This window comes from Tolypothrix bouteillei VB521301 (assembly GCF_000760695.4).
Lineage (GTDB): Bacteria > Cyanobacteriota > Cyanobacteriia > Cyanobacteriales > Nostocaceae > Scytonema > Scytonema bouteillei_A.
This window is the reverse complement of sequence record NZ_JHEG04000001.1, coordinates 5,745,374-5,762,422: the sequence shown is the minus strand read 5'-3', so window position 1 is coordinate 5,762,422 and position 17,049 is coordinate 5,745,374. Positions and strand designations below refer to the sequence as shown.

General features: G+C 40.2%; 15 protein-coding genes. 6 read left to right on the top strand and 9 right to left on the bottom strand.

The window, feature by feature from the left end; translation table 11 throughout:
• Positions 1-44: 44 nt before the first annotated feature.
• The 3 genes from HC643_RS23170 to HC643_RS23160 all read right to left on the bottom strand — a co-directional run bounded on the left by HC643_RS23170 (position 45) and on the right by HC643_RS23160 (position 3,880).
• Positions 45-1,376: an ATP-binding response regulator gene (locus tag HC643_RS23170; protein ID WP_038085414.1), complete on the bottom strand. Its 1,332-nt coding sequence runs from the start codon at positions 1,374-1,376 to the stop codon at positions 45-47.
• Between the two features lie 154 nt (positions 1,377-1,530).
• Positions 1,531-1,962 carry a response regulator gene (locus HC643_RS23165; RefSeq protein WP_038085412.1) on the bottom strand — a complete coding sequence of 144 codons (432 nt, stop codon included), beginning with the start codon at positions 1,960-1,962 and terminating at the stop codon, positions 1,531-1,533.
• Between the two features lie 307 nt (positions 1,963-2,269).
• Entirely contained in the window at positions 2,270-3,880 is a 1,611-nt protein-coding gene (locus tag HC643_RS23160) for a PAS domain S-box protein (RefSeq protein WP_038085410.1), read from the bottom strand.
• Positions 3,881-4,399: 519 nt separating this feature from the next.
• Here HC643_RS23160 and HC643_RS23155 point away from each other — a divergent pair.
• From HC643_RS23155 to HC643_RS23140, 4 genes are all read left to right on the top strand, one after another.
• Positions 4,400-5,119, top strand: coding sequence for a response regulator (locus HC643_RS23155; protein ID WP_038085408.1), 720 nt, complete (start codon positions 4,400-4,402; stop codon positions 5,117-5,119).
• Positions 5,120-5,437: 318 nt separating this feature from the next.
• Positions 5,438-5,707 carry a GlsB/YeaQ/YmgE family stress response membrane protein gene (locus HC643_RS23150; RefSeq protein ID WP_038085405.1) on the top strand — a complete coding sequence of 90 codons (270 nt, stop codon included), beginning with the start codon at positions 5,438-5,440 and terminating at the stop codon, positions 5,705-5,707.
• Between the two features lie 393 nt (positions 5,708-6,100).
• The gene (locus HC643_RS23145) at positions 6,101-6,982 is read left to right on the top strand and encodes a TIGR02587 family membrane protein (RefSeq protein ID WP_038085403.1); all 882 of its coding nucleotides are present in this window, start codon (positions 6,101-6,103) and stop codon (positions 6,980-6,982) included.
• Entirely contained in the window at positions 6,979-7,407 is a 429-nt protein-coding gene (locus tag HC643_RS23140) for a TIGR02588 family protein (protein ID WP_038085400.1), read from the top strand. The genes HC643_RS23145 and HC643_RS23140 overlap by 4 nt, the downstream gene beginning before the upstream one ends.
• Positions 7,408-7,460: 53 nt before the next feature.
• Here the strand turns inward: HC643_RS23140 and HC643_RS23135 are convergent, their stop codons facing one another.
• The 4 genes from HC643_RS23135 to HC643_RS23120 all read right to left on the bottom strand — a co-directional run bounded on the left by HC643_RS23135 (position 7,461) and on the right by HC643_RS23120 (position 10,918).
• Entirely contained in the window at positions 7,461-8,228 is a 768-nt protein-coding gene (locus HC643_RS23135; RefSeq protein ID WP_038085398.1) for a ChaB family protein, read from the bottom strand.
• Positions 8,229-8,556: 328 nt separating this feature from the next.
• Positions 8,557-9,096 carry a Dps family protein gene (locus HC643_RS23130; protein ID WP_038085396.1) on the bottom strand — a complete coding sequence of 180 codons (540 nt, stop codon included), beginning with the start codon at positions 9,094-9,096 and terminating at the stop codon, positions 8,557-8,559.
• A 414-nt stretch (positions 9,097-9,510) separates the two neighbouring features.
• Entirely contained in the window at positions 9,511-9,876 is a 366-nt protein-coding gene (locus HC643_RS23125; RefSeq protein WP_038085392.1) for a hypothetical protein, read from the bottom strand.
• Positions 9,877-10,342: 466 nt separating this feature from the next.
• Positions 10,343-10,918, bottom strand: a complete 576-nt coding sequence (locus tag HC643_RS23120; RefSeq protein WP_038085472.1) for an HMA2 domain-containing protein — start codon at positions 10,916-10,918, stop codon at positions 10,343-10,345.
• A gap of 653 nt (positions 10,919-11,571) precedes the next feature.
• On the opposite strand from HC643_RS23120, the gene HC643_RS23115 reads away from it, so the two are divergent.
• Positions 11,572-11,727, top strand: a complete 156-nt coding sequence (locus HC643_RS23115; protein WP_137986117.1) for a DUF454 family protein — start codon at positions 11,572-11,574, stop codon at positions 11,725-11,727.
• A 238-nt stretch (positions 11,728-11,965) separates the two neighbouring features.
• On the top strand, positions 11,966-12,790 hold the full coding sequence (locus HC643_RS23110; protein ID WP_137986118.1) for an HMA2 domain-containing protein: 825 nt from the start codon (positions 11,966-11,968) through the stop codon (positions 12,788-12,790).
• Between the two features lie 26 nt (positions 12,791-12,816).
• Here HC643_RS23110 and HC643_RS23105 read toward each other — a convergent pair whose 3' ends face one another.
• Positions 12,817-14,268, bottom strand: coding sequence for an APC family permease (locus HC643_RS23105; RefSeq protein ID WP_038085391.1), 1,452 nt, complete (start codon positions 14,266-14,268; stop codon positions 12,817-12,819).
• A gap of 19 nt (positions 14,269-14,287) precedes the next feature.
• Positions 14,288-16,978 (bottom strand): heavy metal translocating P-type ATPase, encoded by a 2,691-nt coding sequence (locus tag HC643_RS23100; protein ID WP_063779452.1) that lies wholly within the window; start codon positions 16,976-16,978, stop codon positions 14,288-14,290.
• Positions 16,979-17,049: the final 71 nt, after the last annotated feature.

Genomic DNA, 17,049 nt, shown 5'->3' with positions numbered 1-17,049 from the left:
TTTGAAAAGAATTTATAACTTGATTTTCTTTTACAATCTTAAAATTATAAGTCCCTACTTTTCCTTTGCATACCTTCTGGAGCAAAGCGAGCCATTTCCTGCTGACGCCATAGATTTGTTTGATTTGAATAAGAAGGAGAATTCACTGCCCCATCAGCACTTTGTTGATTTGATGCTAATATTTTACGAGGCATCTCAATCCGAAACACCGATCCCTCTCCCAAACGACTTTCTACAGATATTGTGCCATCCATCATTTGCAACAATGCTTTAATAATTGGCAAACCCAAACCCGTACCCGGATACCTGCGAGTTGTACTCTGATCGACTTGCCTAAAAGCTTCAAAAATTTGCTTTATATCAGCAGAATCGATCCCAATTCCGGTATCGTAAACCGCAAGCTGCAGTTGCTCGGGAGAGAGTTCTTTAACCTCAACTCTAATACTTCCAGACTCTGTAAACTTAATTGCATTTGAAAGCAGGTTCGTTACAATCTGTCGTACACGAGTTGGGTCGTTAAATACCAAAGAGTTTGGTAATTCTATTTTAACTACCAAAGACAAATTCTTCTCCTCCGCTAGCGATCGCATTTCTTGGATAGTGGCATTAACCACCTTTGATAAATCAAAGTTTTCTGGCTTTAAATCTAACTTTCCCGCTTCTAGTTTAGAAAAGTCGAGAACTTCATTAAGTAACATGAGCAAATGCTTGCCATTATTTAGAATCCGCTCTACCATATCTTTCTGTTGATGCGTTAATGGTCCGCATTTTGGTCTCAATAATAACTGAGAAAACCCAATGATGGCATTCATTGGGGTTCGCAATTCGTGAGACATAGTTGCTAGAAACTGCGATTTCAGTCTTGATGCTTCCACCAGTTTCCAATTTTGTATTTCAATTTGTTTTCGCTGTATTTCTAATTCCTGGTTTTTCCGAGTGAGGAGATCGTTACTCTCTCGCAATTGTTGATTGGCCAAAGCGACTTGCATTTCTGCTCTATGGACTCTAATTGCATTTCGCAGCACCTGTGCCAAAATTTCTGAGGATATCCTGGATTTCGAGAGGTAATCAATAGCACCAGCTTTCATCAGTTCCACTGCTATCTGCTCATCTCCCTGACCTGTAAGAACAACAACTGGCACTCGAATCTCTTTTAAACGTAAACTGTGAAGTAGACTTAAGCCGTCTTGGTCTGGCAAGCGATAGTCGAGAAAGACACAATCATAGGAACTATTGGATAAGGTAGCGATCGCACTATTGCCATCACTTGCCTCAAAAAGTTGCATTTGTACACCGGCTTTTGTCAATGCGCGACGCACTGCCATGCGGTCTACTTCGTCATCATCTACAACTAAAACTTTTAGTTTCTCTTCCATCACTCTTAGCTTTCGCCATTATTCAACACAGAAATCTTTTTTTATAGGATTTACTGTTGGTATAACCAAATTTTCTTATTTTAACTGTCATCAAAATCATCTTATTAAAACCTTAACGGTAGTTGACGGCACTTTTTTGTCAGCGAGCGCTGACCTATGGCATTTCACACAATGTCCAATATTTGTTTAAAGTTGCCATTAACTCTATAAAACTATTAAAAGTTACAGGTTTAAGAATATAACCAGCAACATTGAGATTATATGCTTCTACTCTATCCTTATCTTGATTGGAAGTTGTCATTACTACCACCGGGGTTGCCCGCAATTTAGAATCGGAACGTAATTCTTGCAGGAATTCAATCCCGCCCATTTTAGGCATATTTAAATCTAACAAAATCAACCGTCTTTCGGATGGAACTTCAGGCTGTTGACCGTTAGTTCCACGTAACATTGACAGTGCTTCTATCCCATTTGTGGCAAGATATAAGGGATTATTAATATTTACTTTTTTGAATGCCCGTTTGACATTCATTACATCAACTTCGTCATCCTCCACCAATAAAATGTTTATCACTCTGTCTGACATTTCCTTTGATTAAATACAGTGTACTCAATCTCAATTTCGGGCGACCGAAAAAGACATTTCATTTTTCAAAGCTAATAGTTTGACTTTAACAGGAAATGACAATATTATCATACTATTAGCATGACTTAAAATGATTATATAAATAGCAAAACAAGCTAAGCCCCAGTAAAACGAGATACCCGACTCAGCTCCAAATCGATTGTAATTGTATGGCGAGTAGTGCGTCTTCAGCCATTGGTCAGAGCTGCACGAAAATCATACCATTTTGGATGCGTGGGTTGGGAACTCCCCCTAACCCGCGCCTTCCTTACTCAAGGGGTTGTTTGAGCCAAGTAAAGCGAAAAGTGCTACCTGCGCCTTCTTGAGAGTGCAATGAAATTGTACCGCCTTCGGTTTCAACAATTTTCTTGACAATGGCCAACCCGACTCCAGTGCTTTCTTTGCGATCGCGAGCTTCTAAGGTCTGGAATATCAGGAAAACTTTATCGTGAAACTCAGGAGCAATTCCAGGTCCATCATCAGAAACAGCAAATTCATAAAACGCTCCTCGGTCTTGCACGGAAATCATGACACGACCATCAGTTCTAGAATGGTGCTTGACAGCATTCCCAATTAAGTTGCTAAATACTTGTAGCAAAGGTAAGCGCTTGGTCACAAAGGTAGGCATATCTGGTTCTACCTCAATCGTGAACGTAGGCGGGGGACAAAGGGAGTCAACAATCTCTTTGATAAGTGAAGCAACATTGACCACCGACAATGGCACTTGAGTGCGTCCCACCCTTGAATATTCTAACAACCCGTTGATTAAAGATTCCATTCGGCGCACTCGCCCTCGCAACAAGCGCATCTGCTGTTGGTTTTCTTCGGGAAGAGTGTCTGCGAGATCTTCTTCCATCCATTCTGAAAGACTGGCAATGGCGCGTAGGGGTGCTTTAAGGTCGTGAGACGCCACGTAAGCAAACTGATCGAGTTCGTCATTACGTTTTTTTAACATTGCTGTGGTTTGCGCCAGAATTGTGTTTACGCGTACTAACTCTTCTGCTCGTTGCAGCAAGGCTATTTCTGCTGCTTTACGCTCGTTGATTTCTTCTATGACAGCAATGAAATATTTGGGCTTACCGGGAAGAGACACGGGAGATAAGGTAGAACCGTTCTCCTTTTCTCCTCCTCTCCCTCTCTCCCCCTCTCCTCTTTCTTCCTTTGCTAGGGAAACGGTCAGATCGATCCAAACAATTGAGCCATCCTTGTGAATGTAGCGCTTTTCCAACGAATAATGATCGATTTCACCCGCTAGTAGCTGCTTGATACAGTTTAAATCATTTTCCAAGTCGTCTGGATGAGTAATGTCGTGAAACCTTTGTTCTAAAAGTTCTTGATAGGAGTAACCAACGATTTCACATAATTTTTGGTTCACTCGCAACCATCGACCATCTATAGCTACGTGAGCGATCCCAACGGCTGCTTGTTCAAAAGTTGCACGAAACCGTTCGTCTGTCTCGCGTAATGCTTCTTCTGCTTGCTTTTGGTGTGTAATATTATCAAATACAATCCCAATACATCGGTTTGGTAACGGAAACACTTTTATGCTAAAAAAGTTACCCGATATTCGTTCGTCACTACAGTAAGCTTCATATTGGTCTATGTGGCGATCGCACAGCGCCACTTCCGCATACAATTCCAAAGTCCCTTTATTCTCCTTGTATGTACTGGGAAAGCATTCCGTGATTCGTTTCCCAATAAAGTCTTGTAGAGACATCCCAGTGAGGCGACTGGCTGCGGGGTTGTTAGTAACCAATCGGAATGAAGTGACTTCTTTAGGATCTTCTAGATGCCATACCATCAAGCCAAATTGCATATTTTTAACAATCTCGGCGTAAAGCTCTAGTTGTACCTTCTCTGCCTCTAAACGTAGGTTCATTCTGCGATTTTCCAATTAAGTGGTACTAGATTCAGAATGCTTCAACATATCTTAGGTTGTTGAAATTCATAAGAATTCTATGGTGGCTCTCTTCTACAATGGTTATCGTATTTTAAACAACTTATTTTTGCTAATATAAAATATTATTATTCTTTAATTTTATAAGAAAAATTTAATATTGTGACAGGAGATTATTTATAGGATTTAGTATTTGGATTGAGATGAGAGATAAAGTAAGAATGAAACTCCCCCATCTCTATATACTGCAAGAACTAGAAGACTTTATATAGAAAGAAATAGAATTTGTATAAGTATTCCACAACCTTTTGTTAAGGAGCCATATATCTCCAGCTAGATATCGATCTGTATCCAATGACAAATAGATAAAAAATACCTTATTTCTATCGGTGGATGCAAGATGGAGTAAATATCATCTATCCTGAGTGTTGGAAAATAATAAAAACGTTTGCGTTTTAGTCGGCTATAGACAGATGCAATCAGGAGCGAGCGAGTGTAGCGATGAGCGAAATTAGTATTGTTCTTATTGAGGATCATGACCTAACACGAATGGGGCTGAAAGCTGCATTACAATCTAACAGCACACTTCGAGTTATTGGCGAAGCACCAAATGCAAGTAAAGGATTAAAACTATTAGAAACAGCTAAACCAGATGTTGCTGTTGTAGATATTGGTTTACCCGATATAGATGGAATCGAGCTAACTCGAAGATTTAGGCAATGGCAAGCAGAAACAGGCGACACGTCCACAAAAATTCTTGTGCTGACGATGGAGCACACAGAAGATGCAGTACTAGCTGCTTTCGCAGCAGGAGCAGACTCCTACTACATGAAAGATACTAGCATCGATAAGCTAACTGAGGCAATCCAAGCTACTCACACGGGTAACTCCTGGATAGATCCGGCGATCGCAAACGTTGTACTGCGTCAAATGCGCCAAGGGTTACCTGAAGATCAGCCTACTGATAAACCAAAAACCGTCAAAATAGAAGCGCTCTCTTCAGAGTACGAGCAAGTCTTAGAAACCTACCCACTAACACAAAGGGAACTAGAGATTCTAGAGTTGATCGTAGCCGGATGCAGTAACGGACAAATTGCTGAGAAACTTTATATCACAGTTGGGACAGTCAAAACCCACGTCCGTAACATTCTGAATAAACTCTGCGCTGATGACCGTACTCAGGCGGCTGTTCGTGCTCTCCGTTCCGGGCTAGTTGCATAAAACTGATGAGGAGCAATGAACTTTTCGACAAGTTCTGCCATGTTTTTCAGTTAAATTTAACTATTACTTAGGATGGGGAACAGTCTGCCCTAAAATTTACAAGATAATACACAATTGAGAGTATAGAGTCTCCATAAACTGGGGTGGGCATAATATGTCCACCCCATACCACTTTTATAAACATTTTTACCACTAACCACTAACAAAAATATTTATAACTCTTGCGACAGAACAAGCACTGAACTTGTGATAGAAGAGGTAACTAATTAGCTTTGATAAATTAGTTTTTAAATCATTAAGACAAGAGGAATTTCAGTTATGAACATCATCGCTTGGATAGTACTAGGTCTGATTGCTGGAGCAATTGCCAAAGCCATTTATCCCGGTCGTCAAGGTGGTGGAATTCTGGCAACAATGATTCTTGGTATTGTTGGTGCTTTCATCGGAGGTGCTTTAGTAACTTTCTTGGAAACAGGAACCCTACAATTTGCTGCAGCTAGCTTGAGTATTCCCGGTCTACTTGTAGCAATTCTTGGAGCAATGATTGCTATCTTCCTGTGGGGATTAGTAACTCGTAGTGCTGCTTAGTAGCGATCGGTGACCAGTGACAAACTTATCCCTATATTTACAAAGATGGGGTTTGACTAATAAATTGTATTCTCTTTTTCATAAACAAATTTAGGGGCTTGTACCCTATAGGTTACTGGTCATTTAGCCGTAAATTTATCATAAAAATTTAATAATCATCATAACATGAGCGTAAGATACAAAATATTCGGTTAATTAATTTATCAAATTAACCGAATATTTTTTTATTGAGGTTAAGATAAGACAGAAAAATTTAATATAGCAGTTTTAAATGATATACAAACACCTCTTCCTTGTCTCCCTTGTTTGGATTTCAAATAGAATTGTTATACCTAAAAAAGTCCGCGTACATCTAGAACAGGTTGCCTGCAAAAATTGAATTAAACTTGTATTATGGTGCTTGCAAAAAGTCGGAAGAAAAAAATATGTGTACGTGAAATTAATGACATCATCAGGGGTAGTTGTGGAGGATTTTTATTTGGTATCCCATTGCTTTATACAATGGAAGTTTGGTGGATTGGGTCACGGGCAAAACCACCAGTGGTAATGTTGGCTATAGCACTTATGTTCGTCGTAGTTTTCTTACTGAATCGTACAGAAGGCTTTAAGAGACCCAAGCGGAATTGCCCGCCTTATCAATCAATAACAGACACAGTAGAAGCTATAGCGATCGGGATATTCTGCTCTACTTTTATATTGATATTATTGCAAGAAATAACACCGACAATACCTCTGAAAGAAGCTTTAGGTAAAATTATTTTTGAAAGTGTCCCATTTACTTTGGGTGTAGCTTTAGCTAACCATTTTTTAGGAGATACGCGCAATACAGATGCAAGAGAACAAACAGACAGCAAAAACAGTCAAAACTCCAAAGAATTAAGCGCTACTCTTGCTGATATTGGTGCAACCTTAATTGGTGCAACTGTCATTGCTTTTAACATCGCACCTACAGACGAGGTTCCAATGTTAGCAGCAGCAGTGTCTCCACCTTGGGTACTGCTAATTATTGCTTCATCCTTAGTAATTTCCTACGCTATTGTGTTTCAAGCAGGATTTTCCAATCAGCAAAAGCGCAGACAGCAAAAAGGAATTTTTCAACGACCCATAAGTGAAACTGTCATGTCTTACCTTGTTTCACTGCTAGCAGCGACATTTATGTTGTGGTTCTTTCAGCAACTAACTTTAAACGATCCTTGGACAATTTGGTTGGAACATACGCTGCTGCTAGGCTTACCAGCCACTATTGGAGGCGCAGCAGGAAGGTTAGCTGTATGAGCCAACAGATAAACGAACCTACAGATTCCGAAAAAGAACAACAGCATCCAAAGCGGAGTCTGGCGGAATGGGTTACTTTTGGAGTTGCATCATTTATCTTAGCAGTGGTTGTTAGTTTAGTATGCTACACTTGGCTAAACGATAAGCAAGAACCTCCTGTTCTTTCTGTGAGCAAAAAGCAAGAGATTCGACAAGTTAACGGACAATTTTATGTTCCCTTTGAAGTTGTGAATCTAGGGGGAGAAACAGCAGAGTCAATTCAGGTTATTGCTGAGTTACGGATGAATGGTGAAGTGACTGAAGCAGGGGATATTCAGATAGATTTTTTATCTACGAATGAAACGGAGAAAGGAGCTTTTATTTTTAGCCGAGATCCCCGACAAGGTCAGTTAACTATAAGAGTTGCTAGTTATAAATTACCGTAAAGTGGTTAGTTGTTAGTTGGTATGCTTTAGCACTAACAACAACTAACCACTTACTAAACAGTCGTCTTCACTTTAGAAAAAATACCATTTTCGTCTTCATCATACCGCTGATGAACTGTTTCCCAAGCAGCTTGTTCGGCCTTGGATTCATCGTTTGTTTCTTTGAAGACAGTGTTGTAGCGCTCAATAAATGTGCCTTGAGCTTCACTAGAAAGATGAGAGCGAATTTCTGGAGACAAATCTTCCGGGCTGTTGCAACCACCAGTACATGCACGAGGTAAGGCTTGCTCGATTGTATGAACTTCTTCGCCACCTGCACTTTGCAGTAGAAGTTGAAACTCTCCCGATCGTTCAGCAGGAACTTCTACCATGATTAAGAATTCCCCAGCTTGCAAGCGAGTTTGATAAATAGCTGCTTTGTCTTCTGGCATTCCCAATGCAGTTAAGACGGATACTAAACCTGCACCAGCACTTCCTGCGATCGCACCACTTGCAGCCCCTAATAATATTGCACCAATAGGACCTGCAGCAACAATTGGACCGACAAAAGGAATAAACAGTACACCAACACCAGTCAGCAAGCTTAGGAAAGAACCAAATAAAGAGCCAAAGATCGCTCCCGTTCTCAATCCTCCTAAAATGACATCTCTTTTACTAATGAAACCAGCTATTCGGGTTTCTGATTGAAAGTTTCTACCCATAACCGAGATGTGGTCTCTCGATACACCTCGATCCAGTAAACGTCGAATGATATCGTTAACTTGATTTTGATCTTTAACAACTGCTGAGATAGTACGTTCTGCTTTATATGGTTCTGGCATTAAGAGACTCCTTTGATGATTGGGGATTGCTAATTGGCAAAGGTAGGGCTCCCTAGAGGGAAGAAGCTATGGCGTACACACAAGTCTTCTCAAGTGGATTCTTGTGGTTTCGATCCCCCCTACCCTGCTTAAAAGGGGACAAATCTTCACTCGTCCCCTTTTAAGGGAAGCCAATTCTGTAGGAGGGTTAGTCCGACCCAGGAAACTGACATCCGGGTTTCTCTACTTGTAGCACGTGGAGTGAATTGAGGGGGATCTCAAAAATTAGGAGGCTAAGCGAGTCGTTTAAAAACACACCCACCCTAGTAGCCCTGACTGATTACCTTTCCTATACACCTACAGGAGTTTTTGTTTGTTCGAGTCTATTTGAACCGTCAGCTTGAATAGACTGTCCTTCAATGAAAGAACGCAGCATCCAAGCCATTTCCTCATGTCCTTCCATCAAGCCAGTTAAGAAATCAGCAGTTCCTTCATCATGGAAGTCCTCACTACTGCGATCTATGTGTTCCCGCAAGTTACGAATAATTTGCTCGTGATCGTCTACCAATCGAGCCACCATATCAGTCGCTGTAGGTACATTACCACCTTCTTCTTTAAGAGTGGCAATATCTAGAAATCCTTGCAAAGTCCCAACTGGGTATCCGCCTAAAGTCCGAACTCGCTCAGCTAAAGCATCAATAGTTTCAGTGAGTGTTTGATATTGTTCTTCCCAAAGTTCGTGAAGAGTACGGAATTGAGGTCCTACAACATCCCAATGGAACTTTTTAGTTTTAACTAAAAGTACGTAGGCATCTGCTAAATCTTTATTTAGCAACTCAATAACACCTTGACGTTGCTCTTCTGTCAAACCAATATTTAACTTACGCATGACTTGGAGTCCCTCAGCTATCTTCTTTATCTAAGTTCACAACTTTTATTCCATATCATCATCAATCTAAGGAAGGATCGTGATAACGGGGCTTACGCAACTCCACGGTATTTTTAGGATTTCAGGCGTTGCAAGCCTAATTAACCGGGAGCATCCCAATTTGGAAAAAATACATTTGCGATTGAAACCGCGACTATACAAGCTAAGTCCGCTTACACCGACTGCTATATGTGTAAGCCCTATATAAATAGAAATAGACATCTTGCAATCAGCTATCAAGATGCCTATCCTATTGGTAAGATTGGTAGAGTCTTTAACCAACGACTCAAAACCTAATATTTTAAGCCGCTATTTACTTTTGAAATGCATTTCAAAAAAAGTATCCAGATTCAGTAAAAAGTATGAAATGTTATGTTAGTTCTTACCGGTTACCTTGTCTAACAAATTCTTCACTTCATCTTCTACTGTTGTAGCGTTGCTTGAATTTTCAGGACGCTTCTGCTTCTCAATATCGGCTGTTCCCTGAATTTCATTTAATCCACCACCCTTTGTTGCCTCAATTTGATCTTCAGCGCTTAGAGGTGGTTTTGCAGAGGCTTCATCAGTTCTTTTTTGGGTTTCTAGTAACTGTGTTGTAGCCTCTTTTGGATTGCTTGTGTTAGTTCCAACTGTTGCAGCAGCAGGAAAAGCATTAGAGAAAAACAACAAGGTACAAGCGATCGCTGCAATTACAAAACGTACTGGGCGTAGCATAGATAAATCAAAACCAACTTTCTTCATCTAAATCCTCCTAATGATTTAGGTTATCCAAAAATCACGTATGCGTGGTTTTAAACACAAACAGACAAGTACAGTATAAATACTTATCTGCCGTCAATTTTGGATACCACAATAGTTAACTACAATTGACTACAATTGGTGTCCTTTGAAAGGGTTTTGAGAAGTAGTCACTCAGCAATCCTCACTGGGAAGAAAAGCTCAAAGCTTTTCTATATATTGCTTCTACTTACCCGATCTCATATTGCAACTTTCAAGGAACCTTTCGATATGGGTTAGCTTACTATTTTTCTAATACGAAAGCAGTGGATTATGTATCGACCTGAAGAATGAACTTCTAACTTTAATAAATCAATCTAGAGACAGACCCAATTTGTACCCTTTTAGTGGATTTGTTAGCGATCGCTTGTAGTTACGAGTGCAAGCTAATGTTTTGCTACGCTCTCTATTTTATGCTAAAAGTCTCAACTCAAACAACATCATGCCCTGCTTTTTTTTGCTCTCGCTTAGGTAACACGAACATAACGGCTGACTTTAGCTTTTGTGTCATCGCTTTTGTTTTAGACAGTAAATTCTTCCAAAAGTCAGTCTTAAACCGCCCATACTGAATACCTGTACGCACTTTATTTATATTTTGGATACTGTCTATGAAATTAATCAGAGCATCAAAAATGGCTCCTAGAAGTGGTCTCGCCGTAACTTTTGGTGGCTGGACAGTATCTGGAGCAACTTGAATCAAATTAAGTAGGTGCGATCGCATTTGGTCGTCTGAGATAGTATCTGGTCGATACGTGATGGCAATAGATGCAGCTTTCTCGTTAATACGAACATCCGTAATTCCAGAATTAGATTCTTCTATTATTGCTTTGAGTTTTTCAGCATAGTCAGAATCTGTTGCTATTTTGGGAATACAAAAACGAATGCGTCCGGGAATCGCATGAGCGATACTATACGAGATTTCGCGATTTCCTGCTGTACCATTAACTGAATGTAAGGTTGTCACTTGCAAATTTTGGGTTGAATTAGACAAATTTCTGGAAGTCATAAGTAGGTCGGTATTAAAAATTGTCGTCATGACAAGGCAGATGGCAGAAGGGAAGGGGTTTTTAGGCAACTTTACTTTTCGTTACATAATTCTATTTTTTTGCACCTCTCTACTTATATAGATTTTCTTTTACTCATAGAGTTAAGCAGTCAAGAGAGTTTATCGTCTGGCTTGATAGCATCATAAAAGCTTTGTCATATTGTTTTTTGTTCAATTCAAAATCGATAAATTAGATTCATATACTCCTAGATAAATAAATCTAATTTTACATTTTTATATGAGACTTTAATTATTTTTTTAAAATAAAAAATATTAATTTATTTATATTTCTTAAAATATCATTGGTCTTCTATCTAAAGAAATATATTAATATTTTCTATAATTTCACCAAATGATTGATACTAGCCCTTTAACAAAGAAGATTGATGAAAGCGAGTTTGATATCAATACTACATGGATTTTTGTGAAAAAATCAAAATGTGTTTTTATTGTTGAGAAACGAAATCCAACCTACTAATATTCTTAATTGCTTTGTATTGGATTTGGTATAACATATAAGACTTACACGTCAAGAAAAAATCAAACATCAAGTGATATGATAAAGATGAAACAATTGTTTGATACGTGTAATTTTCAAGCAAGGGAGAAGGTTAATGACTGAAGTTTTGAATTCACTTAAAAAAGTGGTTTTAGGAGTTGTAGGAACCGTAAGTTTAGTCATTGGTATTGTAGGGGTTATTATCCCCTTCTTTCCTGGAACACCGTTTTTAATTTTGGCTGGAATTTGCTTTTGGGCTATGAATGCCTGAGGCTGTGTCTTCTTAATCTACATAAATACAATTATATACAAGCGGGTGATTTGTTACGCAAAAGGTTGATATTCCTCAACTAAAAACTAACAACCCCGCTTTCATAAAATTTATTTATCAAATTCAAAATTAAAAATATTTGTTTTTATTAAAAGCCCAAGTATATATTGGTGATGTTAAGAGATGTTTGGACAAAACAAGACTGTTAATCTCCAGCTCAAATCTTTACCTAATTGTGATGCTAGTTGAGCAAGATATGAATAAGTCCCTATCAAATATAGAATATAGTATCGTTCACGCTACCCCAGGGCGCATCCGCATTAGCGTTCCCCAACTGAAAAAAAATCTAGAGTACGCAAAAAAACTCGAGCAGTTACTGAATTCGCTTGATTCTGTTGTCCGCGTGCGGTTTAATCCCCAAGCTGCTTCCATTGCAATCCGTTACGATGCCAATAATATCTCAAATGAGGTTGTTCAGAATAAGATTGCTGGTTGTTTTGAGCAAGCAGTTTCAGGAGATCTGTACCAGCAAAATCAAAAATTTATTAAAGCTTCCACCAGACAAGTAGAAAAAGTAGAAACTGAAGAACTAGCTAGCAAGATAGGTGGTGAGTTTATTGGAGAGATTGTTGGAGGTGCGCTCGGTCATTTATTGCTTGGCTCTATAGGAGAACGAATTGCTTCTGAGGTAATGTCAAGAGCGGGAGGATTCATTGGTGAGTCTGTCAGTAAGGAAATTGCTGATGTTGCGGGACTCATAAACCATCTAGAGTCCCAAGCAACTAAACAAGCAACTAAAAAGCCAATTCTGAAGCCATATCAGCAAAATCAGCCAGATAACGATAACGTTCCGAGCAACCCACCACAAGTAACAACAGGTTTAACGGCTTCTCAGCTAGAAAAATTGTGGCAGATTCCAAGTAGCACGATTAATGCCCAAGCAGATAAAGGGGTTTTGGCTTTTCAAACCTGGAGTCAGGAAAAATCAGGTATTCGGTGGAGTTTTGGATTGTCCGCATCGGCTTCATCAGACCCTGAAATGTTGTTTTTCCCGTGTGATTGAGAGCACAGAGCATCGGTACATACTCCTCAATTTTCTAAATCTCCAAATCTAGCATGAATTTCATCAACTCCTTGCTGCATTTCTGAAACAAGTTTGGGAGAACGGAAAGTCTTCTTTAAAAACCAGCCACAAGTGATTGTTATGTAGCATAAAAACAGATAAGGAAAAACATTGTAAGGAGCTTCTGGAACTGGGAACATCTTACTTCCAGGAATACCTATACTGCCCACAATGGGGATAATCATAAACGCGATCGCCAGTATCGAGAACATTATATCGACTGGACGAAGTATTCTCTTTTTGTGCAAGTAAACTGGAGCCGCTATTGAAATCAGAACATACACAGTTAAAAATCCGTAGCTACACATAGCTCCCAAGTAACCCATGCTCTCAAACAAAGGCACTTTAAAGAAGGACATAACAGCAGGTACCAAAAATGTCACAAAAGAACACATTGTCACTGCTATGTGAGGTGTTTTGTTGGATGTGTGTGCCGATCCCAACTTCGAGTGAAACAGTCCGTGTCGTGCCATCAGGAAAAATATCCGAGCGGCAGGATTAATACAACCAAGGACGCAAGCAAAAAAGCTAAACAGAGCACCAAAAGCAACGAGTACTCCCAAAAAACCAACTCCTGCTTGTTGAGAAAGAAAACCTAAAGGCTCTTCACTTTTGGTAATCGAGACACCAGCGTTACTAAAACCCAGCACTTCAACATAAGCTGTGAAGGTAAAAAATATACCTGCCAGAATAGCGCTACCAATGACAGACCTGGGGATTGTTTTCAATGGATCTTTCGCTTCATCCCCCAAGCTCGTAGCACTTTCAAAACCAGAGAACGCGAACATCACCAGCACTAATCCCGTTGCTATATTACCAGGAGATACTCCTTGTAGGGTTAATTGAGGTATGTGGAGTGCAAAGCCTGTTTTTGACCAAATAATAAGACATAAGATTGTTATTAGCAGAAGAGATAATCCTTCAATCCACAACATTGCTATTGCAGAAAGTTGGATATCTTTATAAGCTGCATACCAAGCAATTGCTGCACCGAAAGCCAATAGCGTAATACTAGAGGGATGAATACCCAACTGACCAATGAGCGCTCCACTAAAGTTAGCAAAACCACATAAAGTTGACATCCCTGTAAATAGATACGCCAGCACTAAGCTCCAACCACAAATGACACCTGCTATCGATCCAAGCCCTTTAACAATGTAGGAGTATAAGGAACCAGGTGAAGCCGAACGACTAGCGAATTGGTTGATATTGATACTGACAAGTACTAGTCCAACCAAACCGATAAGAAAGCTCAACCAAGTTCCGTTCCCTGAAAGCGCAACAATTAAGCCCAGATTTGAAGCAGGAATTGTGGTGGGTGCTATGACAGCAAAAGATTGAGCTAGAACTTCTCCAAAAGATAGACAGTTTGATTTTAAGCCGTGAGCGCTTTGAGGCGGTGAGATTTTGTTTGCCATTTTGTAAGTTTTAAATCATTTAAACTGCTACACTTTCAGCAACCTGGACGCTGGAAACAACGGTTTGATTTGAATGAGAGGCATTCCATTCAGAGGTTTTTACTAACTCATGTTCGTGAAGAGAAGTATCATTGACATGAGTATGCAATCGATTTTCTGCTTCAACCAAATCCGTAGCATCTAGAGAACTGCTGAGGGGAGCCAAACCGCCAGGACCTAAAAGCGGGCGCAAGCCATTTAATTCAGCTAGGAGTGCTGAACCATTGTTAATAATAATTGCCAGTACGGGATCGAGGGCAAAGAGTACGCCAGCCGCTGCTGCACTAATGTTGGGAACGGCTACAATGAGTGCGTTTTGCCAAATAACATCCATTGTGTACTTAGCAACTTTAATAGCATGGGTTAAGCCCCTCAAATCATCTTCCATCAATACGACATCTGCAGTTTCTCTGGCAATATCAGTTGCACCTGCAAAGGAAATGGAAACATCTGCATAAGCCAGTGCTGCTGAATCATTAATGCCATCGCCGCAGAAAGCAACGGTTTTACCACTGTCGTGAATTGCTTTCACGACTTCAACTTTTCGTTCTGGAAAGGCTTCAGCGTAGACTTGATTGCTATCTATGCCTAAATCGGATGCGATCGCTTTTGCCACTCTTGTCACATCACCGCTTAACATATAAGGGCTAATGCCTTGTTCGCGGAGTTCTTTTATGACATCTTTGCTTTCATGACGAGGTGGATCGCTATATAGGATGACTCCTAGCAGTTGCCCATTTCCTGCTACGTAAATCAAGGAGTTACTACCTGATTTGATATTTGGGTAGTGCTGCTCCAAGTACTCTAGGCTAATGTTTTCTTCTGCCATTAAGCGATGACTGCCAACAAGGAGTTGCATACCATTGATGGTGGCACAGACACCGAGTCCGACTCGATAATTCCATTCCTCACACTCATAAAGCTCCATGTCTTCTTCTTTGGCATGGCGGACAATTGCTTCAGCAACTGGGTGAGTCAATCCCTGTTCGGCGCTAGCAGCGAGAGTCAGTATTTCTCTTTGTGATTTTCCAGCATCAGTGAGTTTTACACCTGTTACTTTAGCGTGTCCTTGAGTAAGCGTTCCTGTTTTATCAAAGACAACAGTGTCAACACGAGCAAGAATTTCAATAGCTCGACCGCTACGGATATAAACTCCATTCCGAGCTGCGTAAGTCAGGGCTGAGAGAATTGCTGTTGGTACTGAGACTCTAATACCAGTTCCTACATCTAAAGTCAGCAAAGCGATCGCTCGATTCAAATCTCCAGTTACTAAACCAACGCCTGTTCCTACCAAAAGAGTGGGTAATACAGCCTTGTTTGCGATTGTTGCGGCGTAGTTTTCTACACGAGTATCATGCACTGGAGCAGACTGCATGAGCGATACAATCACACCTGCACGAGTGTTGTTACCCATGCGTTCTGCTAAGATGCACAGGTTTCCATTTACAAGTAAGGTGGAAGCAAAAACTTCATCACCTTCACAACGAGTTACGGGAACTGACTCTCCAGTGAGTTTGCATTGGTCTACCAGCCCTGTACCACGTATGATATGACCGTCTACAGGAATTTGATCGCCTGGATAAACAACGACGCGATCGCCTTCTAAAATGTCTTTCACTGGGATTTGCACTTCTTTACCGTCACGTTCTACTAGAGCGTACTTACCCAAACAATCGAGTAAATTTAAAGAAGCTCGTTCGGTACTGCGTGCGGTCATGTCTCGAATCACTTCACTCCCTTCTATCAGGCTTAACATGAATGCTGGAGCAAAGTAATTGCCTAGGGAAGTATGAAGACTAATTGTTAAAGCATCAAGGAAATCAATGTTGAGTTGGCGTTCTTTCTCAATGTATTCTGCTGTTCGTTGGAAAACTGGAATAGCAGCAAAAAATATCGCTGCCGACACGAGAAAACCAGGGAAGGGCAAGCCTATTAAGGCACCAAAACTCAGGACTAGACTCAGTACAGATGGACCCAGCCTTTGCCAGTAATCAATCTCATGTTGATTGTCTTTTTCTGGCTTTGAGCTATTGACAAGTTCCCAATCCAGCTCGATGTTCAAAGCTTGTTGGATCGCTTCAAATAGCTTTTGTTCTGCTTGTGCGAGCGCGATTGCACCTGCTTGATATTCGTACTCAACCGCTAGCGATCGAGCTAATGCATTAATACGTACATCAGCGATTCCGTCAATAGACTCAACAAGGTATTTGAGCTTGAGAGCATAGTCAGAATCTGCTGCCAGTCGAGGAATGTTTATCCTTATATGCCATTCATTTTTATGAACAACCTCATACCCGACTACTTGTGTTGTCGTTGACACAGAAAATTGAGTTTTTGACAATGTCTCATCATTTCTAACAAAGTCAACGTTTTCTGAAGTTTCTAAAACACTGACATACTCAATACATCTGAGAATTTTCTCCTGAATCAAACTACTGGCAACATCCCGATTTCTAAACTCTATCGAAATCGATCTAGCCGCAGGATTAATACGAACATCAGTGACAAAATTTAGTTTCTCAATAACCTGCTTGAGAGTTTGGCAATACTCTGAGTCATATGCAACTCTGGGTGTTTCAATCCGCAAACGTTGCTCGTTCTTGTGAAGAATTCGATAACTCACTTGTTCGTTTTCAGAAGACTGAATTGTGTCTTTTTCTGTGGTTAACATTCCTAAATTTGCGTTATTTTTCCATTCATTTTGGCTCACATGAAACAACCGACACATTACAGATGAATGTG